Source organism: Aquincola sp. J276, assembly GCF_024700035.1.
GTDB lineage: Bacteria > Pseudomonadota > Gammaproteobacteria > Burkholderiales > Burkholderiaceae_C > Aquincola > Aquincola tertiaricarbonis.
This window is the reverse complement of sequence record NZ_JAJONC010000001.1, coordinates 292,975-312,615: the sequence shown is the minus strand read 5'-3', so window position 1 is coordinate 312,615 and position 19,641 is coordinate 292,975. Positions and strand designations below refer to the sequence as shown.

Annotated in this window: 18 protein-coding genes and 4 pseudogenes; 12 read left to right on the top strand and 10 right to left on the bottom strand. The window is 70.7% G+C overall.

Annotated elements, in window-relative coordinates; genetic code table 11:
* Nucleotides 1-27: 27 nt before the first annotated feature.
* Complete coding sequence (locus LRS14_RS01505) at nt 28-897, bottom strand: SirB1 family protein (protein ID WP_046113619.1); 870 nt, start codon at nt 895-897, stop codon at nt 28-30.
* A 22-nt stretch (nt 898-919) separates the two neighbouring features.
* Nucleotides 920-2,477 (bottom strand): annotated as a pseudogene (murJ, locus tag LRS14_RS01500) (murein biosynthesis integral membrane protein MurJ).
* Nucleotides 2,478-2,631: 154 nt separating this feature from the next.
* Between murJ and rpsT the strand changes: the two are divergent.
* Nucleotides 2,632-2,943, top strand: coding sequence for a 30S ribosomal protein S20 (rpsT, locus tag LRS14_RS01495; protein WP_046113484.1), 312 nt, complete (start codon nt 2,632-2,634; stop codon nt 2,941-2,943).
* Nucleotides 2,944-3,029: 86 nt separating this feature from the next.
* On the opposite strand, the pseudogene LRS14_RS01490 reads toward rpsT, so the two are convergent.
* A pseudogene (locus LRS14_RS01490) lies at nt 3,030-3,350 on the bottom strand (DUF3579 domain-containing protein); the annotation flags it as partial.
* A gap of 185 nt (nt 3,351-3,535) precedes the next feature.
* On the opposite strand from LRS14_RS01490, the pseudogene LRS14_RS01485 reads away from it, so the two are divergent.
* Both LRS14_RS01485 and argF read left to right on the top strand, forming a co-directional pair.
* Nucleotides 3,536-4,741: pseudogene (locus LRS14_RS01485) on the top strand (aspartate aminotransferase family protein); the annotation flags it as partial.
* 3 nt (nt 4,742-4,744) lie between these two features.
* Nucleotides 4,745-5,680, top strand: coding sequence for an ornithine carbamoyltransferase (gene argF / locus LRS14_RS01480; protein ID WP_046113481.1), 936 nt, complete (start codon nt 4,745-4,747; stop codon nt 5,678-5,680).
* 72 nt (nt 5,681-5,752) lie between these two features.
* Here the strand turns inward: argF and LRS14_RS01475 are convergent, their stop codons facing one another.
* Together LRS14_RS01475 and LRS14_RS01470 are read right to left on the bottom strand one after the other, a co-directional pair.
* Nucleotides 5,753-6,256 (bottom strand): OmpA family protein, encoded by a 504-nt coding sequence (locus LRS14_RS01475; protein ID WP_257798328.1) that lies wholly within the window; start codon nt 6,254-6,256, stop codon nt 5,753-5,755.
* A 44-nt stretch (nt 6,257-6,300) separates the two neighbouring features.
* The gene (locus LRS14_RS01470) at nt 6,301-6,969 is read right to left on the bottom strand and encodes an alpha/beta hydrolase (protein WP_257798327.1); all 669 of its coding nucleotides are present in this window, start codon (nt 6,967-6,969) and stop codon (nt 6,301-6,303) included.
* A 144-nt stretch (nt 6,970-7,113) separates the two neighbouring features.
* Between LRS14_RS01470 and LRS14_RS01465 the strand changes: the two genes are divergently transcribed.
* Nucleotides 7,114-8,574 carry an MATE family efflux transporter gene (locus tag LRS14_RS01465; protein WP_257798326.1) on the top strand — a complete coding sequence of 487 codons (1,461 nt, stop codon included), beginning with the start codon at nt 7,114-7,116 and terminating at the stop codon, nt 8,572-8,574.
* Between the two features lie 43 nt (nt 8,575-8,617).
* On the opposite strand, the pseudogene LRS14_RS01460 reads toward LRS14_RS01465, so the two are convergent.
* From LRS14_RS01460 to LRS14_RS01450, 4 genes and pseudogenes are all read right to left on the bottom strand, one after another.
* Nucleotides 8,618-10,104, bottom strand: a pseudogene (locus LRS14_RS01460) (Do family serine endopeptidase).
* 151 nt (nt 10,105-10,255) lie between these two features.
* The gene (locus LRS14_RS30130) at nt 10,256-10,552 is read right to left on the bottom strand and encodes an ATP-binding protein (protein ID WP_310740845.1); all 297 of its coding nucleotides are present in this window, start codon (nt 10,550-10,552) and stop codon (nt 10,256-10,258) included.
* 32 nt (nt 10,553-10,584) lie between these two features.
* Nucleotides 10,585-11,562 (bottom strand): histidine kinase dimerization/phospho-acceptor domain-containing protein, encoded by a 978-nt coding sequence (locus LRS14_RS01455; protein WP_310740785.1) that lies wholly within the window; start codon nt 11,560-11,562, stop codon nt 10,585-10,587.
* Nucleotides 11,559-12,263, bottom strand: coding sequence for a response regulator (locus tag LRS14_RS01450; protein ID WP_046113475.1), 705 nt, complete (start codon nt 12,261-12,263; stop codon nt 11,559-11,561). The genes LRS14_RS01455 and LRS14_RS01450 overlap by 4 nt, the downstream gene beginning before the upstream one ends.
* A 73-nt stretch (nt 12,264-12,336) precedes the next feature.
* Between LRS14_RS01450 and LRS14_RS01445 the strand changes: the two genes are divergently transcribed.
* The 8 genes from LRS14_RS01445 to LRS14_RS01410 all read left to right on the top strand — a co-directional run bounded on the left by LRS14_RS01445 (nt 12,337) and on the right by LRS14_RS01410 (nt 18,860).
* Nucleotides 12,337-12,990, top strand: a complete 654-nt coding sequence (locus tag LRS14_RS01445; RefSeq protein ID WP_257798325.1) for a DsbA family oxidoreductase — start codon at nt 12,337-12,339, stop codon at nt 12,988-12,990.
* Nucleotides 12,991-13,073: 83 nt separating this feature from the next.
* Nucleotides 13,074-13,427, top strand: coding sequence for a hypothetical protein (locus LRS14_RS01440; RefSeq protein ID WP_257798324.1), 354 nt, complete (start codon nt 13,074-13,076; stop codon nt 13,425-13,427).
* A gap of 179 nt (nt 13,428-13,606) precedes the next feature.
* Nucleotides 13,607-14,074 (top strand): hypothetical protein, encoded by a 468-nt coding sequence (locus LRS14_RS01435; RefSeq protein WP_052736326.1) that lies wholly within the window; start codon nt 13,607-13,609, stop codon nt 14,072-14,074.
* Nucleotides 14,075-14,172: 98 nt separating this feature from the next.
* On the top strand, nt 14,173-14,967 hold the full coding sequence (locus LRS14_RS01430; RefSeq protein ID WP_257798323.1) for a hypothetical protein: 795 nt from the start codon (nt 14,173-14,175) through the stop codon (nt 14,965-14,967).
* A 153-nt stretch (nt 14,968-15,120) separates the two neighbouring features.
* A complete protein-coding gene (locus tag LRS14_RS01425) occupies nt 15,121-15,741 on the top strand; it encodes a L,D-transpeptidase (RefSeq protein ID WP_198156944.1) in 621 nt (206 codons plus the stop codon).
* A gap of 103 nt (nt 15,742-15,844) precedes the next feature.
* The gene (locus LRS14_RS01420; RefSeq protein ID WP_046113615.1) at nt 15,845-16,642 is read left to right on the top strand and encodes an endonuclease/exonuclease/phosphatase family protein; all 798 of its coding nucleotides are present in this window, start codon (nt 15,845-15,847) and stop codon (nt 16,640-16,642) included.
* Nucleotides 16,639-17,826: a cardiolipin synthase ClsB gene (gene clsB / locus LRS14_RS01415; protein ID WP_046113472.1), complete on the top strand. Its 1,188-nt coding sequence runs from the start codon at nt 16,639-16,641 to the stop codon at nt 17,824-17,826. The genes LRS14_RS01420 and clsB overlap by 4 nt, the downstream gene beginning before the upstream one ends.
* A gap of 17 nt (nt 17,827-17,843) precedes the next feature.
* On the top strand, nt 17,844-18,860 hold the full coding sequence (locus LRS14_RS01410; protein ID WP_257798322.1) for a lysylphosphatidylglycerol synthase domain-containing protein: 1,017 nt from the start codon (nt 17,844-17,846) through the stop codon (nt 18,858-18,860).
* Here LRS14_RS01410 and LRS14_RS01405 read toward each other — a convergent pair.
* Complete coding sequence (locus LRS14_RS01405; RefSeq protein ID WP_257798321.1) at nt 18,763-19,608, bottom strand: alpha/beta fold hydrolase; 846 nt, start codon at nt 19,606-19,608, stop codon at nt 18,763-18,765. The genes LRS14_RS01410 and LRS14_RS01405 overlap by 98 nt on opposite strands.
* Nucleotides 19,609-19,641: the final 33 nt, after the last annotated feature.

The following is a 19,641-nucleotide window of genomic DNA, read 5'->3' as shown; positions in this document are numbered from 1 at the left end:
CGCCCTTCCTGCACATCCGCCAGGCGCTCAGTGCAGCGGCGGACGGCCCGCGCGGCGCAGCTGCGTCATGCGCCGGCGCAGCGCGGCGGCGTCCTCGGCATCGGGCCGGTGCTGCAGGTAGATCGCCAGGTCCTCGGCCGCCTCATCGGGGCGGCCCAGCTCTTCCAGGCACAGGGCCCGGTCGCGCCGCTGCTCCCACTGCTGCGGCAGCAGCACCACCAGGCGCTCGATCACCGCGAACAGGCGCGGCCAGTCGTTGGCGCTGCGGTGGATCTCCTTGAGGTTGCCCAGCATGCGCGCCAGCACGTCACGCGCCGGCGTGGACTGCAGGAACAGGCCCAGCGGCACCTCGAAGTCGCCCTCCAACCCCTGCTGTCGGCGGTACGGCGCCAGCCGTTCGTCCAGGTCCTCGCGCGACAGCGACTGGCCGTTGAACGGATCGATCACCACCTCGCCCTGCGACATGCGCAGCTTGACCAGGAAGTGCCCCGGGAACGAGATGCCGCGGGCCGTCAGCCCGATCTGGCTGGCAATCTCGATGTACAGGATGGCCAGGCTGATGGGAATGCCACGGCGGCTTTCCAGCACCTTGTGCAGGTAGCTGTTGGCCGGGTCGTAGTAGTCGTTGACGTTGCCGCCGAAGCCCAGCTCATGGAAGAAGTAGCGGTTGAGCAGGCGCAGCTTCTGCAGGGTGGCGGCATCGGCCGGAATGCGGCGCTTGAGCTGCCAGGCCAGGCCATCGATCTCGGCGAGCACGGCCTGCGGGTCGAGCTGCGGATACTCGTCCTGCGCGATCGACACCGCGGCTTCGAGCAACGAGAGGCTCTCGTCCTCGGCCACCAGCGATGCGAAATACGTGAGAGGCGACGGGGCCTCGAAGCGCAGCGAACCGGTCATGAACCCAGTGTAGGCGATGGCTTCAGCCATGTCGGGCGAAGTGCCGAGGCCGCATGCCCAGCAGGGCCAGCACGCCGAAATACAGCGCCGCCACCCCGGCCAGCACCGCGGCCATCCAAGCCGCACGCACACCCGGTTGCTGTTGCAAACCGATCCAGTCGATGCGCTCGGCGGCCACCCAAAGAGCCGCCCCCAGCGCCAGCGTCGCCGCCCCGATGCGCAGCGCGAACAGGCCCCAGCCCGGCCGCGGCAGGTACACCTGCAGCTTCAGCAGCCCGAACAGCAGCCACGCGGCATTGACCAGCGCGCCAAGTCCGATCGACAACGCCAGGCCGGCATGGCCGAACCAGGGCACGAACAGCAGGTTCAGCAGCTGCGTGACCACCAGCACCACCACTGCGATGCGCACCGGCGTGCGGATGTCCTGCCGTGCGTAGAAGCCCGGGGCCAGCACCTTCACCGCCACCAGGCCCATCAGGCCGACGCCATAACCCATCAGCGCGCGCACCGTCTGTTCCACATCGTTCGGATTGAACTGACCGTAGTGGAACAGCACCGACACCAGCGCCTTCGGAAACACCAGCAGCGCCACCGCACAGGGCAGCGCCAGCACCAGCATCAGGCGCAACCCCCAGTCCAGCAGGCCGGAATAGCGCTGGGTGTCCCCGCGCGCCTGCGCCGCCGACAGCTGCGGCAGCAGCACCACGCCCAGCGCCACGCCCAGCAGCCCGGTCGGGAATTCCATCAGCCGGTCGGCATAGAACAGCCAGGACACCGCGCCCACGCCCACGCGCGACGCGATCTGCGTATTGATCAGCAGCGACAACTGCGCCACCGATACGCCCACCAGCGCCGGCGCCATCTGCTTGAGCACGCGGCCGACGCCCGGGTGGTGCCAGGCCGCCTTCACCGCGCCGGGCAGCAGCCCGATGCGCGGCAGCGCGCCGATGCGCGCCAGCGCCGGCACCTGCACCGCCAACTGCATGGCGCCCCCCCGCCAGCACGCCCACGGCGATGGCATAGATGGGCTCGATGCCCCAGCGCTCGAAAGCCGGCGCCAGCCACAGCGCGGCGACGATCCAGGCCACGTTCAGCAGCACGGGCGTCAGTGCCGGCACCGTGAAGCGCCGCCAGGTGTTGAGGATGCCGCCGGCCAGCGCCACCAGCGACATGAAGCCGATATAGGGGAACATCCAGCGGGTGAGGTCCACCGCGTCGTCGAAGCGGGCCAGGCCGGAGCCGATGGCCAGCACCAGCAACGGCGCCGTGACCATGCCCACCACCACCGTCAGCACCAGCACCCAGAACAGCATGGTGGCCACCGCGTCGATCAGCTGGTGGGTGGCAGCATCGCCGTCGCGCTCACGCGTGGCGGCCAGGATCGGCACGAAGGCCTGCGAGAACGCGCCTTCGGCAAACAGCCGGCGCAGCAGGTTCGGAATGCGGAAGGCGACGTTGAAGGCGTCCGTCCAGGCGCTGGCGCCGAAGGCGCTGGCCATCAGCTGGTCACGGACCAGTCCGGTGATGCGCGATGCCAGCGTGAGCAGGGAAACGGTGGAGGCGGCCTTGAAGAGGTTCACTGGGCGGGCGGCGGACAGCCGCATGGGGACGGGACAGGGACGCGGGATCGCGGGTACGCCCCCTCTGGCCAGGCCGGGCGGCGCGCGATTATGACGCCGGCCGAGGGCGTGCTATACTCGCTGGCTCCGCATCACCCGGCAACCCGAATATCCTATGGCAACCTCTTCCAAAGCCAAGAAGAAGACCGTCCGCCTCGCCTCCGGCCGCAAGCGCGCGCGCCAGGACGTGAAGCTGAACGCTGCTAACACCTCGCTGCGCTCGAAGTTCCGCACCGTCGTCAAGAACGTGCAGAAGGCCGTCGTCGCTGGCGACAAGGCCAAGGCCACCGAACTGTTCGCCGTCGCCCAGAGCGTCATCGACTCGGTCGCTGACAAGGGCATCTTCCACAAGAACAAGGCTGCACGCCACAAGAGCCGCCTGTCGGCCAAGGTCAAGGCCCTGTCGGCCGCGACCGCTTCGGCCTGACAGCCGGCAGCCGGGTGATGAAAAAGGGCCTGCTCAGCAGGCCCTTTTTGCGTTGGTGCGCGGCTTCTTGTCCGGCGCCTGGGCTTTCAACGCGGCGGGGCCGGTACGTCCGGCAGCACGCACACCTCGGCCACCTGCAGGTTGTTGTCGCGGGCAAAGTTCATCACGAAGTCCCAGGCCATCGGCTCGATCTCCTTCAGCGCCTCGCTGATCAGCACCGCCTTCACATGGCCCACCGACGTGGGCACGCAGTACGGCGAATAGCCGATGCGCGCGCCGGGCCCGCCGACGTTGCCGCCCGGGCGGAAGCACGACATCGCACCCGCCAACCGCTCGGCCCAATCGCTGGGGCGGAAGGTGCGACCTTCCTTGGTCAGACCCTGGACGACGAACTCGCGCGGTTTCGGGGGGAGGAGTGAGTGGCTTCATGCAGGGCAAAAACGCAGGGTCGACGGATATTGTGCCCTGAGGCTGCTGCGGCGCAGCACGACCGCGGCGGCCGTGGCGGCGAAGGCCGTGCCGTCATGCGCACGCCCTTAGAATCCGGCCCCTCTTGCATTTCAGACGGGCCCTTGCCCCGCCGGAGCCATCCATGACCGCTGCTGACACCGCCCTGCCGACCGAGCCGCACGTGATGCACACCTACGGCCGCCTGCCGATCGCGCTGTCGCACGGCCGAGGCTGCTGGGTGTGGGACACGCAGGGCCGCAAGTACCTGGACGGCCTGGGCGGCATCGCCGTCAACACGCTGGGCCATGCGCACCCGAAGCTGGTGCCGGCGCTGCAGGAACAGATCGGCAAGCTGATCCATTCCTCCAACTACTACCACGTGCCGCTGCAGGAGACGCTGGCCGCCAGGCTCACCGCGCTGTCGGGGCTGACGAACGCGTTCTTCTGCTCCACCGGCCTGGAGGCCAACGAGGCCGCGCTGAAGATCGCGCGCAAGTACGGCCACGACAAGGGCATCGAGCGCCCCGAGATCATCGTCTACGAGAAGGCCTTCCATGGCCGCTCGATCGCCACGTTGTCGGCCACCGGCAATGTGAAGGTGCAGGCCGGCTTCGGCCCGCTGGTGGAAGGCTTCGTGCGCGTGCCGCTGAACGACCTGGCTGCGGTGGAGGAAGTGGCCCGCACCAACCCGAACGTGGTGGCGGTGTTCCTCGAGACCATCCAGGGCGAAGGCGGCATCAACCCCACGCGCACCGACTACCTGAAGTCACTGCGCCGCCTGTGCGACGAGCAGGACTGGCTGCTCATGCTGGATGAGGTGCAGTGCGGCATCGGCCGCACCGGCAAGTGGTTTGCGCACCAGTGGGCCGGCATCCAGCCCGACGTGATGCCGCTGGCCAAGGGCCTGGGCTCCGGCGTGCCGATCGGCGCGGTGGTGGCCGGCCCGAAGGCGGCCAAGGTGTTCGGCCCCGGCAACCACGGCACCACCTTCGGCGGCAACCCGTTGGCAATGCGTGCGGGCGTGGAGACGCTGCGCATCATGGAAGAAGAAGGCCTGCTGGAGAACGCCGCGCGTGTCGGCGGCCTGCTGCGCGCCGGGCTGGAACGCGAGCTGGAAGGCGTGGAAGGCTTTGTCGAGATCCGCGGCCAGGGCCTGATGCTGGGCATCGAGCTCGACCGCCCCTGCGGCGAGCTGCTGGGCATCGCCTGCGAGAACGGCCTGCTGCTGAGCGTGACGGCCGACCGCGTGATCCGGCTGGTGCCCGCGCTGATCCTCAGCGCCGAGGAAGCCGCGCAGATCGTGGCCATCCTGTGCCCGCTGATCAAGCAGTTCCTCGGCCGGCGGCAAGCCATGAAACCCGGGGCGCGGCTGATGAAGCACTACCTGCAGTTCAAGGACCTCCGGGCCGAGGAATACGGCTACCTGTTCGAGCGCGCACTCATCATCAAGCAGCGCTTCAAGAACTACGAGAAGTACCAGCCGCTGGTGGACCGCACGCTGGCGATGATCTTCGAGAAGGCCAGCACCCGCACCCGCGTGAGCTTCGAGGCGGGCATGTACCAGATGGGCGGCTCGGTGGTGCACCTGACCACCGGCGACAGCCAGCTGGGCCGCGCCGAGCCGATCGAGGACAGCGCGCGTGTCATCAGCCGCATGGTCGACATCGTGATGATCCGCACCTACGAGCAGAGCAAGCTCGAGCGCTTCGCGGCGCATTCGCGGGTGCCGGTGATCAACGGCCTGACCAACGAATACCACCCCTGCCAGATCCTGGCGGACATCTTCACCTACATCGAGCACCGCGGCTCCATCCAGGGCAAGGTGGTGGCCTGGGTGGGCGACGGCAACAACATGGCCAACACCTGGCTGCAGGCGGCCGAGATCCTGGGCTTCACGGTGCATGTGAGCACGCCCGGCGGCTACGAGATCGACCCCGCGGTGGCCGGCATCCGCAATGCGGACTGCTACCGCGTGTTCGCCGATCCGAAGGAAGCCTGTGCGGGCGCGCACCTGGTGACCACCGACGTGTGGACCAGCATGGGCTACGAGGCCGAGAACGAGGCCCGCCGCAAGGCCTTTGCCGACTGGTGCGTGGACCGCGACATGATGGCCGCGGCCCAGCCCGATGCCCTGTTCATGCACTGCCTGCCCGCGCACCGTGGCGAGGAGGTGGCGGCCGACGTGATCGACGGTCCGCAGTCGGTGGTGTGGGACGAGGCCGAGAACCGCATGCATGTGCAGAAGGCGCTGATGGAGTACCTGCTGCTGGGCCGCATCGGCGGCTGACGCCGCGGCGCGGCGCGCAGGAAAAAGGCCGGGCATTGCCCGGCCTTCTTCGTTGTCGTGCGGGCTTTGCCGTCAGTCGACCAGGCGCAGTTCCACGCGACGGGCTTCCTGCTCGTTGCCGCCGCCGACGGTCACTTCGGGCTTGCGCAGCCCGATGCGGTCGCCAGGCACGCCAGCGCTGGTGAGCGCCGTGCGCGCGGCCAGGGCGCGCTGCTTGGCGAGTTCGGCATTCCGCGCGGCGTCGCCGGTGGCATCGTGGAAACCGGACAGCACCACCTTGCGCGCGGGCGCGGCGGCCAGCGCTTCCATCACCTTGCTCAGCTCGGCGGCGGCATTGGCCGGCAGCGTGGCCTGGGCGGTCTCGAAGTACAGCACGCCGGTCAGCTCGCCAGTGATGGGGCCTTCGATCAGCACCACTTCCTCGACCACCGCGACGTCCGTCTGCGGCGCCGCGTTGTTCATGCGCAGCTGGCGCACCACCATCGATGCGATGACGCTGATGACCACCAGCGCCACCACGCCGAAGGTGATCCACAGGCCCACGCGTGTGGTGTCGTCCTTGTCTTCCTGGTACATGTCGGGCGTTCCTCGCTGCAGCGTTATCAATTGAGCCCGCGATTCTAGCGAGCCAGCACCTTGCGCAGCCAGGCGCCCAGGTGCGTGATCTCCTCCGGGCAGACCGAATGCTGCATCGGGTACTCGTGCCATTCGACGTCGTAGCCGGCGGCCTTCAACGCATCGCGCGTGGCGATGGCGCGGGCGATGGGGATGACGCCGTCGCTGCGGCCATGGGCCTGGAAGATGGGCACCAGCCGGTTGGCATCGTGGGCCTCGGCGGCCAGGCGGTCGGCCAGCGGCAGGTAGCCGGACAGGCCGGCGATGCCGCCCAGCCGCTCGGGATAGCGCAGCCCGGTCATCAAGGACATCGCGCAGCCTTGCGAGAAGCCGGCCAGCACGATGCGGTGCGCCGGCACGCCGCGCTCGCGCTCGCGGTCGATCAGCGCGGCCACCTGCTGCTGCGACTGGCGCAGGCCGGCTTCGTCCTCGCGGCGCACCAGGTCGGCGCCGAGGATGTCGTACCAGGCGCGCATGACGTAGCCGCCGTTGATCGTCACCGGCATGGTGGGCGCATGCGGGAAGACGAAGCGCACGTCGCCGACCTCGCCCAGGTCGAGCTCCTGCGCGATGGGCACGAAGTCGTTGCCGTCGGCACCCAGGCCGTGCAGCACGATGATGGAAGCGCCGGGCGCGTCGCCCGATTGCAGTTCGATGGTATCCAGCAGGCTCATGTCGGTGGCGTGTGCGGCAGGCACAGCGGTGGGATCAGGATGCGCCCATCGTATGCGGTGGCGCGTCCCCGGCCGCTGGTGGGGCCGCCGCAGGCACGTCTTCGCCGCGCGTGCTAGGCTGCGCCATCGAATGATGGTCGTCATATGAAAACAGCCACTGCCGCCACGCCTTCCGATGCATCGCCCGCCCGCCCCGCGCTGGACCCGCGGACGCGGCTGTTGCTGGAGGGCCCCATCGCGCCCACGCTGCTGCGTCTTGGCGCGCCCAACGTGCTGGTGATGTTCGCGCAGGCGGCGGTGGGCCTGATCGAGACCTACTTCATCGGCCAGCTGGGCACCGATGCGCTGGCCGGCGTGGCGCTGGTGTTCCCGGTGGTGATGCTGATGCAGATGATGTCCTCCGGCGCGATGGGCGGCGGCATCGCCTCGGCCATCGCCCGCGCCCTGGGCGCGCGGCGGCGCGAGGACGCCAATGCGCTGGTGCTGCATGCGGTGCTGATCGCGCTGGCCTTCGGGCTGGTGTTCATGGCTGCGGCCCTGCTGGGCGGCCGGGCGCTGTACGCGCAGATGGGCGGCCGCGGCGCCTCGCTGGAGGCGGCGCTGCTGTACTCGAACTGCGTGTTCGCCGGGGCGGTGCTGGTGTGGCTGTTCAATGCGCTGGCGGCGGTGATCCGCGGCACCGGCAACATGGCGGTGCCGGCCACCGTCACCTCGGTGGGGGCGCTGCTGCTGGTGCCGCTGTCGCCCGCGCTGATCTTCGGCTGGGGCCCGCTGCCGGCGCTGGGCATCGCGGGTGGCGCCATCGCGCTGCTGCTGTACTACGCGCTGGGCAGCGTGGCGCTGCTGGCCTACCTGCGCTCGCCGCGCAGCCTGCTGCGGCCGGTGTGGCGCGGCGTGCCGCTGCGCTGGCCGCTGTTCCGCGCCATCCTGGGCGTGGGCATCGCGGGCGCGATCTCCACCATCGCCACCAACCTGGCGATCGGCATCGCCACCGCGCTGGTGGGCGGCTTCGGTGCGGCGGCGATCGCCGGCTACGGCACCGCCTCGCGGCTGGAATACCTGCTGGTGCCGCTGGTGTTCGGCCTGGGCGGGCCACTGGTGGCCATGGTGGGCACCTGCATCGGCGCCGGCCAGCGCGAACGGGCGCTTCGGGCCACCTGGGTTGGCGCGGGCCTGGCGGTGCTCATCACCGAGACCATCGGCATCGCCGCCGCGGTGTGGCCGCATGCCTGGCTGCGCCTGTTCGACACCGACCCCGCGATGCTGGAAGCCGGCGCGCTGTACCTGCGCACCGTGGGTCCGCTGTATGGCTTCTTCGGGCTGGGGCTGGTGCTGTACTTCGCCTCGCAGGGCGCGGGGCGGCTGGGCTGGCCGGTGGCCGGCAACCTGGCGCGGCTGACGGTGGCCGGCGCCGGTGGCTGGCTGGCGCTGCGTTGGGGCCAGGGGCTGGCCGGCGTGTTCCTGGCGCAGGGCGTGGCGCTGGTGGTGTACGGCCTGATCAATGCCGTGACCACCGCCGGCGGTGCCTGGTTCGGCCGCGTGGGATGGCCGGCCACGCCGGGGCGGCTGATGAAGCGCATGGCCGGCGCCCAGGCCGCGGCCTGAGCACCGCCGGGAAGGCCTCAGGCCCCACCGGCCACGCGCGTCCTCAGCCCAGCTGCACCGGCACGAAGATGCGCTCGCCCTGGCGCTCGATCAGCAGCGCCACGCTGCGGGGCTTGTTCTTCAGCACGCCCTGCAGTTGCTCGACCGACTGCACCGGCTGGCCGTTGATGGCCAGCAGCACGTCACCGCTGGACACGCCCGCCCGCGCCGCGGACCTGCGGCTTGCTCCACCACCAGGCCTTCCTGCAGGCCGCTCTGCTGCCGCTCCTGCGGGCTCAGCGGGCGCAGGGCCAGGCCCAGCTTGCCGGGCTCCACCTCGCCCTGGGCATTGGCGGCCTGGCGCTCCGGGTCCTCGGCGCGGGCCAGCTTCACTTCCACCTCACGCGCAGCCTTGTCGCGCCACACCTGCAGCTTGACCTTGTCCCCCGGCGACGACAGGCCGATGCGGCTGGACAGCGTGCCCGAGCGCTCGATGGCCTCGCCGTTGACCTGCGTGATGACGTCGCCGGCCTTCAGCCCCGCAGCGGCGGCCGGGCTGCCCGGCGCCACCTGGGCGACGAGTGCGCCATCGGGCCGCGGCAGGCCGAAGGACTCGGCCAGCGGCGCGGACAGGTCCTGGATCACCACGCCCAGCCGCGCATGCTGTGCGCTGCCGGTGGCCACGATCTGGTCCTTGACCTTCAAGGCCACGTCGATCGGGATGGCAAAGGCCAGGCCCTGGTAGCCGCCGGTCTGCGAATAGATCTGCGCATTGATGCCCACCACGTTGCCGGCGCCATCGAACAGCGGGCCGCCGGAGTTGCCCGGGTTCACCGCGGCATCGGTCTGGATGAAGGGCACGAAGGCATCCCCCGGCAGCGAGCGGCCCTTGGCGCTGACGATGCCCTGCGTGGCCGTCTGCTCGAAGCCGTAGGGCGAGCCGATGGCCAGCACCGGGTCGCCCACCTGCAGCTGCTTCGGGTCGCCCAGGCGCACGGTGGGCAGGCCCTTGGCTTCCAGGCGCAGCACCGCCACGTCGGTGGCCTTGTCGCTGCCCAGCACCTTGGCGCGGTACTCGCGGCGGTCCTGCAGCTTGACGGTCACTTCCTTGGCGCCCTCCACCACGTGCGCATTGGTGAGCACCAGGCCGTCGCTGCTGACGATGAAGCCCGAGCCCGCACCGCGGAACGGCACCTCGCCGCCGCGCGGGCCGCCGCGCTGCTGGAAGCCGGGGAAGCCGCGGAAGAACTGCGCCATCGGGTCTTCCTCCGCGCTGGTCTTGCGCGTGCCCTCCACGGTGACGCCGACGACGGCCGGCCCGGCCTGCTGCACGATGGCGCGGAAGTTGGGCGCGCTGGTGGGGGCCACCGGCGCGGCCGGCGCCACGGCGGCGGCGGCCGGCGTGGCCTGCGCGGTGACGACGGCCGGCGGCTGCTGCGCGGCGGCGTCGTCCTTGTTCCAGGGCAGCTTGAAGCCGAAGGCGCCGGCACTGGCGCCGGCCAGCACTCCGGCTGCGGCCAGGGCACCGACGAGGGGTTTGATTCGGGTCATTGCATGCTCTCCAGATGCGGTTCATTCCGCTTGCAGGCAATGATGGATGGCGGGGGTGAGCCGAAGATTAGCCGTCGGTGAAGTGAAGATTAAGAGCCTGGCGTGATTGCAGGGCGCGCTAAGCACAGGCGGCCCGACAAAGGCGTGCGGGTCACGATGCCAGCGGCAATGCACAACGCACACGCAGCCCGCCGAGGGGCGAGGCACCCAGCGACAGTGCGGCGCCATGCCGGTCGGCCACGCCCTTGACGATGGCCAGGCCCAGGCCGCTGCCGCCGGCCGCCTCGGGGCCGTCGTGGGCGGCTTCGCGGCGCCAGAAGCGGTCGAAGGCCTGGGCGCGGTCGGCCTCGGACATGCCGGGGCCGTCGTCGTCCACCGTCAGCACCGCGGCATCGCCCTCGCGCTGCACGGCCACCTGCACCCGGGCGCCCGGCGGGCTGTGGCGCAGCGCGTTGTCGGCCAGGTTGCGGGCCAGGGCCGTCAGGCCGGCGGCATCCCCTGCACCACCAGGCCGGGCGCGGCCTCCAGCGACAGGGTGCTGCCGCGGGCCAGGGCCAGCGTGGCGCTGTCGGCCAGGGCATGCTGCACCACGGCGCCCAGGTCCACCGGCTGCAAGGCCGGCTGGCGGCTGCCGGGCTCGTTGCGGGCCAGGGTGAGCAGCTGTTCCACCAGCCGCGTGGCACGGTCCACGCCGGCGCCCAGCGCGGCGATGGCCTCGGCGCGGGCGGCTTCGTCCTGCACCCGGCCCAGCAGCTGCACCTGCAGCTTGAGCGCGGTGAGCGGCGAGCGCAGCTCATGCGCCGCGTCGGCTACAAAGGCCCGCTGGGTGTCGAAGGCCGCGCCCAGCCGCTGCAGCAGCGCGTTGAGGCTGCCCACCAGCGGCGCCACCTCGTCGGGCAGGCCGTCGTCGGGCAGTGGTGCCAGTGATTCGGCGTCGCGCAGCTTCACCTCGCGCGAAACACGCTGCAGCGGCGCCAGCGAGCGCTGCACGCCCCACCACACGCCGATGCCCAGCAGTGGCGCCACCAGCAGCAGCGGCAGCACCGCCCGCCAGGCGGCATCGGCAGCCAGGCGCTCGCGGATCTGCCGCGGCTGGGCCACCTGGATCACCCGGCTGAAGGTGGCCACGCTGTAGGTGCGCCAGGTCTGGCCGCCGGCCTGCACGTCGGCAAATCCCAGCACCGCGCGGGTGGGCAGCGCCGCATGCGCACGGGACGCATAGATGGCGCGGCCGTCCACCGACCAGATCTGCACCACGAAGTCCAGGTCCGCGTCGGCGCTGCCGGGGGCGATCTCGCCCTGGTCGCGCAGCGATAGCGCCATCTGCTTGAGCTGGTAGTCGAAGAGCGCCTCGGTCTCGCGCAGCGCATTGCGGTAGGTGGCGCCGCCCAGCACCGCCACCGCCAGCAGCAGCGCCCCCAGCAGGTAGACCAGCAACCGCAGCCGCAGCGAGCTCATGCGTCGGCGTCGGCGCTGGCCGCGGCCTCGCCACGCCGGCCGAGGTAGTAGCCCAGCCCGCGCATGGTGCGGATCACGTCGGCGCCCAGCTTGCGCCGCAGCTGGTGGATGTAGACCGAGACGGTGTTGCTCTCCACTTCCTCGCCCCAGCCGTAGAGCTTGTCCTCCAGCTGCTGGCGCGACAGGATGGCGCCGGGCCGTGCCATCAGCGCCTCCAGCAGCGCGAATTCGCGCGCCGACAGCAGCACCGGCGTGCCGTCGCGCGTCACCTGCCGCGTCGCCGGGTCCAGCGTGATGCCTTCATGCTGCAGCAACGGCGCGGCGCGGCCGGCATGGCGGCGCAGCACGGCGCGCATGCGGGCGGCCAGCTCGTCCAGCTCGAAGGGCTTGACCAGGTAGTCGTCGGCGCCGGCGTCCAGCCCGGCCACGCGGTCCTCCAGCGCATCGCGCGCGGTGAGCACGATCACCGGCGTCAGGTCGCCGCGGGCGCGCATCTGGCGCAGCACGTCCAGGCCGCTGCCCAGGCGCTCGGGCTCGGGCAGGCCCAGGTCCAGCAGCACCAGCGCAAAGGCCTCGCTGCCCAGCGTGGCCAGCGCGGCCTTGGCGTCGTACACCCAATCGACCGCATGGCCTTCCAGCCGCAGCGCCTGGCGCAGCGTGCTGCCGATCATCCGGTCGTCTTCCACCAGCAGGAGTCGCATGGCGCGCAAGGATAGTGGTCTTGCGCAACGGTGATGCAATAGCGGCCTTCCACAGCCCTTCGCACCACCCGCCATGAAGATCGATTTCGTTTCCGACGTCTCCTGCCCCTGGTGCGCCATCGGGCTCACCGCGCTGGAGACGGCGCTGGCCGAACTGGAGGGCGAGATCGCGGTGGAGCTGCATTTCCAGCCCTTCGAGCTGAACCCGGACATGGTGGCCGAAGGCGAGGACATCGACGAGCACCTGAGCCGCAAGTACGGCACCACGCCGGCGCAGAACGCGGCCAACCGCGAGACGATCCGCAGCCGCGGCGAGCAGGTCGGCTTCACCTTCACCATGGGTGCGCGCACCCGCATCTACAACACCTTCGATGCGCACCGGTTGCTGCACTGGGCCGGGCTGCAGCCCGATGCCTCGCTGCAGCATGCGCTCAAGCGCGCGCTGCTGCAGGCCTACTTCACCGATGGCAGGAACCCGTCGGACCCGGCGGTGCTGATCGAGGCGGCCGCCGTGGCGGGGCTGGACCCGGAAGCCGCGCGCGAGGTGCTGGCCAGCGGCGAATACGCCGACGAGGTGCGCGAGGCCGAGCACTACTGGCAGGCGCAGGGCATTCGCGCGGTGCCCTCGGTGGTAGTCAATCACCGCCACCTGCTGCAGGGCGGCCAGCCGCCGGAGGTGTATCTGCAGGCGCTGCGGCAGATCGCCGCCGAAAGCGGCGCCGACTGAAGACGGCCGCAGCCTTGGCTTGAATTGGGCCGACGCGGCCGCAGTTGCTCCTCATCGCACGCACACCGCAAGGAACCCGTTCCATGGCTGCTCCCCTGCCCCAACCGTCTTCTTCCGCCCGCCCGGCCGATCTGCGGGCGCGCCTGGAAACCCTCATCGCCCTGGCCCGCCTGCTGGAACGGCTGGAGCGCAGCCCGGGCTCCGCATCGCCCGACCAATACCAGCAACTGGTGCAGCGGCTGAATGGCCTGCTGGACGAGCCCGGCCTGCCCGACGAGGCCTTGAATGCCGTGCTGGGCGCCCACCCGGCCACCGCCGAGCTGTACGAGAACATGCACTACGAACACTCGGGGCTGTGCCGTTCGCCACTCGATCAGGCCGTGGCCGCCGAGACGCAGGTGGCGCAGCTGGTGTCACGCCTGTCGCGCCGCCATTGACGCCCCCGGATACGCCGCGTATCCATCGGTAAACTGCCCTCGCCGGCCACCCCAGCCGGCCGGGGCCGATGTCCTACAGCGCGCGGCGCAGGCGGCCGACGGACCCGCCCCGCCAACCCTCCTAGAGTGCACTCAGGCCAGTCGAACAGGCCTCCACCTCTACCACTAGGAGTACGGACATGAGCACCAAGAAGTCGATCACCGCGATCATCGCCGCCACCGCGCTGGCAGGCTCTTTCGGCCTGGCCGTTGCACAGGGTTCCGCCACCTCCACGCCGGGCACCACCAACAGCCAGCTGAGCAGCGGCAGCCAGAACGGCGTGCAGCCCAACAACACGACCTCGGGCAGCACCGGCTCCACGATGAGCCAGGGCAGCACCAGCGGCTCCACCGCCGCCCCCAGCGCCCGCACCGACGCCGGCACGATGAACAGCAACACCAATCCGCGTGGCACCGGCACGCAAGAGAACAACAGCAACCAGACGACGAACGGCGGCGTCGGCGCCACCGGCACGACGTCGGGCGGCATGAACAGCGGCAGCACCTCCGGTGCCACCGGCTCCACCTCGGGCGCCACCGGCAGCAGCATGGACAGCAGCACCAGCGGCACGATGAACCAGCGTCCGGCCCGCGCCGACCGCAACTAAGCGCATCCGCGCTGCTCGTCAAACCGCCCGCGCGCCTGCGCCGGGCTTGCAGGGAGGGCCGGCTCAACGCCGGTACTCCCTGCCTCCACATCCGCCCCATGATGTCCAGCCGCCCCGACCGCAACCCGCCTCCCGCCAGCGAGTGGGCCTTCGGCGTGCGCAGAGGCCTGCTGATCGCGGCCGCCATCGGCGTGCTCACCCTGCCGCCGCTGGGCCTGGCCACCCGGATGCCCCAAGCCGGTGCACCGGGTCCCACCGCCGCCCTGTCCGCCGCGCCCGCGCCCGTTGCCGCGCCACGCCTGGCGGATTTCGGCGCCGAGCAGCCGTCGCCTTCCGCCCGCCATGTGGCCGACTGGACGGTGGATGCCAACGACCACGGCGGCAAGCCCTTCGTGGTGGTCGACAAGCAGCAGGCCCGTGTCTACGTCTTCGACGCCCAGGGCCGGCTGAGCGGCGCTTCGCCGGTGCTGCTGGGGCTGGCCGTGGGCGACGATTCGGTGCCGGGCATCGGCGACCGGCCGATCCCGCTGGTCAAGCCCGAGGAACGCACCACGCCGGCCGGCCGTTTCATCGGCGAGCGCGGCAGCAACACCTCCGGCGAAGACGTCGTCTGGGTGGACTATGACGCCGCCGTCTCCATGCACCGCGTACGGCCGCTGGTGGCCGCCGAACGCCGCCTGGAGCGGCTGGCCAGCCCCACGCCGGAGGACAACCGCATCTCCTACGGCTGCATCAACGTGCCGGCGGCCTTCTTCGACGCCCACATCGAGCCGCTGTTCCGCCGCATGCAGGCGGTGGTGTACGTGCTGCCCGAAACCCGGCCGGTGCAGGCCGTCTTCCACTCCTACGACGTGCGCAGCCGCCACGCCGCACTGGGCAGAACCACCGGGTAAACCGCAGCCTTTTGGTGGCTTGGGCCTTGCTTTTGGCTGGGTACCATGCGCGCCGGCGCCTTCGTGGCGCCGCTTCGCAGTACCCCACCGGAAGGCCAGATGCCGTTGCCGCCCCGTTGCCGTGCGCCCCGAGCCACCCCCTGCCTGGCCGCCGTGCTGATCGCACTGGCGGCCTCCTGCTTCACCCCCGCCGCGCAGTCGGCCAGCCATGACACCGCCCAGGCCTGGAGCCGCATCGTGCAGGCCGGCGACCACCGCGGGATGCCATTCGCCATCGTCGACAAGCGCGAAGCGGTGCTCAGCGTGTTCGACGGCCAGGGCCGCGAGATCGCGCGCACGCCCGTGCTGCTGGGCCTCGCACCCGGCGACGACAGCACGCCCGGTGTGGGCGAACGGGCCCAGATCGGCGCGGTGGCGCCCCAGGAACGCACCACGCCCGCCGGCCGCTTTGAGGCCGAGCCCGGCCGCAACGCCCAGGGCGAGGACATCGTCTGGCTGGACTACGACGCCGCCTTCGCCATCCACCGCCTGCGCCCCGGCCCGGCGCGGCAGGCGCGGGAGCAGCGCCTGGCCTCGCCCCGGCTGCGCGACCGGCGCATCTCGCTGGGCTGCGTGGTGGTGCCGGTGGCCTTCTACCGCGAGGTGATCGCGCCGCACCTGGGCCGCAGCCGCAGCGTCGTGTACGTGCTGCCCGAGACGCGGCCGCTGGACACGCTGTTCGACGGCGGCGCCGGCCCCCAGCGCATGGCCTGGGTGCGTACCGCCTCCCGCTGAAGGCAGGCGCGGCGCACCCGGCGCCTTTCGGCAGAACGGCCACGCACAGGCGGGGCGTCTTCCTACATCGGCCGCCGGGGCCCTTGGGTACAACTTGGGGATGATGAGCGCCCTTGCAGAAGCACGCCCCACCGATACCCCTTCCACCGCCGCGCCCGAAGCCGTGAACGTGCGGGTGCTGACGGTGAACACGCACAAGGGTTTCACCTTCTTCAACCGCCGGTTCATCCTGCATGAACTGCGCGAGGCGGTGCGGCAGGTGTCCGCCGACGTGGTGTTCCTGCAGGAAGTGCTGGGCACCCACACCCGGCACTCCACCCGCTGGGCCGGCTGGCCGGATGCGCCGCACTACGAATTCCTGGCCGACGAGATCTGGCCCGAGTTCGCCTATGGCCGCAACGCGGTCTATCCGCATGGCCACCACGGCAATGCGGTGCTGTCCAAGTACCCGATCGCGCACTACGAGAACCTGGACGTCTCCATCGCCGGGCCGGAAAAGCGCGGCCTGCTGCACTGCGTGCTGAAGCTGCCCGACGGCCGGCCGCTGCATGCCATCTGCGTGCACCTGGGCCTGCAGGAGCGCCACCGCGTCAAGCAGCTGCAGCTGCTGTGCCAGATGATGCACAAGCACATCCCGGACGATGCACCGGTGGTGGTGGCCGGCGACTTCAACGACTGGCGCGTGCGTGCCCACAACATCCTGGCCCGCGCTGGCCTGCGCGAGGTGTACCAGCACGCCACCGGGGCCTCGGCCCGCAGCTTTCCGGCCGCCTTCCCGATGCTGCAGCTGGACCGCATCTACGTGCGCAATGCGCGCGTGCATGCGCCCATCGTGCTGCCCAAGAAACCCTGGAACCACCTGTCGGACCATGCGCCGCTGGCGGCGGAGATCGCGGTATGAGCTCGCGTTGGGTGGCGGGCAACCGCTTCTCGCTGCTGGAGAACGGCGAGGCGTTCTTTCCCCGGGTGTTCGAGGCCATCGCCGCCGCCCGGCAGGAGGTGTATGTCGAGACCTTCATCCTGTTCGACGACAAGGTGGGCCGCGGCCTGCACGAGGCGCTGCTGAGCGCCGCGCGCAATGGCGCGCAGGTGTACCTGCTGGTGGACGGCTTCGGCTCGCCCGACCTGGGCCCCAGCTTCACCGACCCGCTGCGCGAGGCCGGCGTGGTGCTGCGCTCCTTCGACCCGGCGCCCTCCATCCTTGGCTGGCGGCCCAACATGCTGCGCCGCATGCACCGCAAGATCGTGGTGGTGGACGGTGCGCGGGCCTTCGTCGGCGGCATCAACTATTCCGCCGACCACCTGGCTGACTACGGCCCCGAGGCCAAGCAGGACTATGCGGTGGAGGTGGAAGGCCCCATCGTCGGCCACATCCATGCCTTTGCCCGCGCGGCCGCGCGCGTGGTGCAGCCCAGCCGCCGCTGGCTGCGCCGCGCCAAGCCCGAGGCCGAGAAGGCGCTGGAGGCGGTGGGCGATGCGATGGCGATGTTCATCACCCGCGACAACCGCGACCACACCACCGACATCGAGCGCCACTACCGCGCGGCCATCCGCTCGGCGCGGCAGCGGGTGGTCATCGCCAATGCGTACTTCTTCCCCGGCTACCGCTTCATCCGCGAGCTGCGCAATGCCGCCCGCCGCGGCGTGGAGGTGGTGCTAATCCTGCAGGGCGAGCCCGACATGCCCATCGCCAAGGCCGCCGCGGAGACGCTGTACGCCAACCTGCTGAAGGCCGGCGTGCGCATCTTCGAATACTGCGAGCGGCCGCTGCACGGCAAGGTGGCGCTGGTGGATGAGGAATGGTCCACCGTGGGTTCCAGCAACCTGGATCCGCTGAGCCTGTCGCTGAACCTGGAAGCCAACGTCGTCATCCGCGACCGCAACTTCAACCAGGTGCTGCATGGCCGGCTGAAGCACCTGATGGACAACGCCTGCAAGGAAGTGGACGCGGCGCAGATCGAACAGCCCAGCCTGTGGTCGATGGTGCGCAGCTACCTGGTCTTCCACTTCATCCGCAAGTTCCCGCGCTGGGCGCCGCGGCTGCCCCAGCTCACCCGGCCCGCGGTGGCACCGCTGCGGCTGTGACGCAGGAGGCCGCAGCCGTGGCATCCCCCGAAGCAACCGGCCTGACCGCCCGCGCCTGGTGGCCGTGGGCCAAGCGCATCGTCACGCTGCTGTTCTTCGGCGCGGTGCTGTGGCTCATCGTGCGCCAGGCGCGCACCATCGACTGGAGCGAGGTGTGGGAGGCGGCGGCCAGCCATCCGGTGGAAGGCCTGCTGCTGGCCGCGCTGCTGGGCGCCTGCAGCCACCTGCTGTACAGCAGCTTCGACCTGCTGGGCCGGCGCTACACCGGCCACACGCTGCCCACCGCCACGGTGATGCTCACCACCTTCATCAGCTACGCGTTCAACCTGAACATGGGCTCGCTGGTGGGCGGCGTGGGCTTCCGCTTCCGCCTCTACTCGCGGCTGGGGCTGGACAACGCGAGCATCGGCCGCATCCTGGGCGTGAGCATGCTCACCAACTGGTTGGGTTACCTGCTGCTGGCCGGCGCCATCTTCGCTTCCGGCCTGCTGGAGATCCCGCCCAACTGGCGCATTGCCGAGCCCACGCTGCAGGTGCTGGGCGGCCTGCTGGTGCTGGCCGGCCTGGGCTACCTGGCGGCCTGCTTCCTGTCCAAGCGCCGGCTGCTGGTGCTGCGCGGGCATGAGCTGCCGCTGCCCACCGGCCGCATGGCGCTCCTGCAGGTGCTGATGTCCTGCACCAACTGGATGCTGATGGGGGCCATGGTGTGGACCCTGCTGGACCAGCGCATCAGCTACCCCACCGTGCTGGGCGTGCTGCTCATCGCCGCCATCGCCGGCGTGGTGACCCATGTGCCGGCCGGCCTGGGCGTGCTGGAGGCGGTGTTCGTGGCGCTGTTGTCCGACCGCATGCCGGCCGGCGAGCTGCTGGCAGCGCTGCTGATCTACCGCGGCATGTACTACCTGGTGCCGCTGGCGGTGGCCACGGTACTGCACCTCACGATCGAGGCGCGGCTGCTTCGGGCATCGGCCCCGCCGCCGTCGCGGCAGGCGCCGCCGCGCCGGAGGCCAGCCAGTCCAACACCGCTGCGTTGAACTCGGCCGGCCGGCCCACCATCACCCAGTGGCCGGTGGGCAGGCCCACCACGCGGTTGCCCGGCTGCGCGGCCAGCTTTTCCGCCCAGGCGCGGGAGTGGAACATGAACGGCTTGCGCTGGCCGTAGAAGAACAGCATCGGGCACGGCGGCACGAAGGCCCGCGGCCGGCCGAAGCCGCCCGCCTCCTTGAACCACTGCACCGCATACGGGTAGCCCATCTGCGCGCCGATGCGCTCCTGCGGCGCCGGCGCCCGGAACAGCTTCGCGGTGCGCCGCGCGATGGCATCGCCCACGCTGCCGCGCAGCTTCCAGGCGGTGGCCAGCGTGAGCTGGTAGGCCACCGCGCCCAGCTTGCCCTTGGCGCCCATCTCCTTCAGGTTGTGGTGCGAGCCGGCATCGCCGATGTCCACGCCGACGAGGCGCTTGACGCGGTCGGGATGGCGCATCAGGTACTGGTAGCCGAAGAAGCAGCCCCAGTCGTGCACCAGCAGGATCACCGGGCGGCCGGGGCTCACCTGGTCGATCACGGCGCGCAAGGTGTCGATCACTTCGTCCAGGCTGTAGGCGCGGTCGATCGGCCGCGTGATGTCGAAGCCCGGCAGCGTGAAGCGCACGCAGCGGTAGTGCGCCTTGAAGGCGGCGACCTGCGGGTCCCACAGGTGATGCGTGTCGGGCCAGCCGTGCACCATCACGATGGTGTCGGGGCCGGTGCCTTCTTCGATGATGTCGACGGGTATGGAGGCCATGGGGTGGACTGTAGGGCTGTGCTCCTGCGCAGT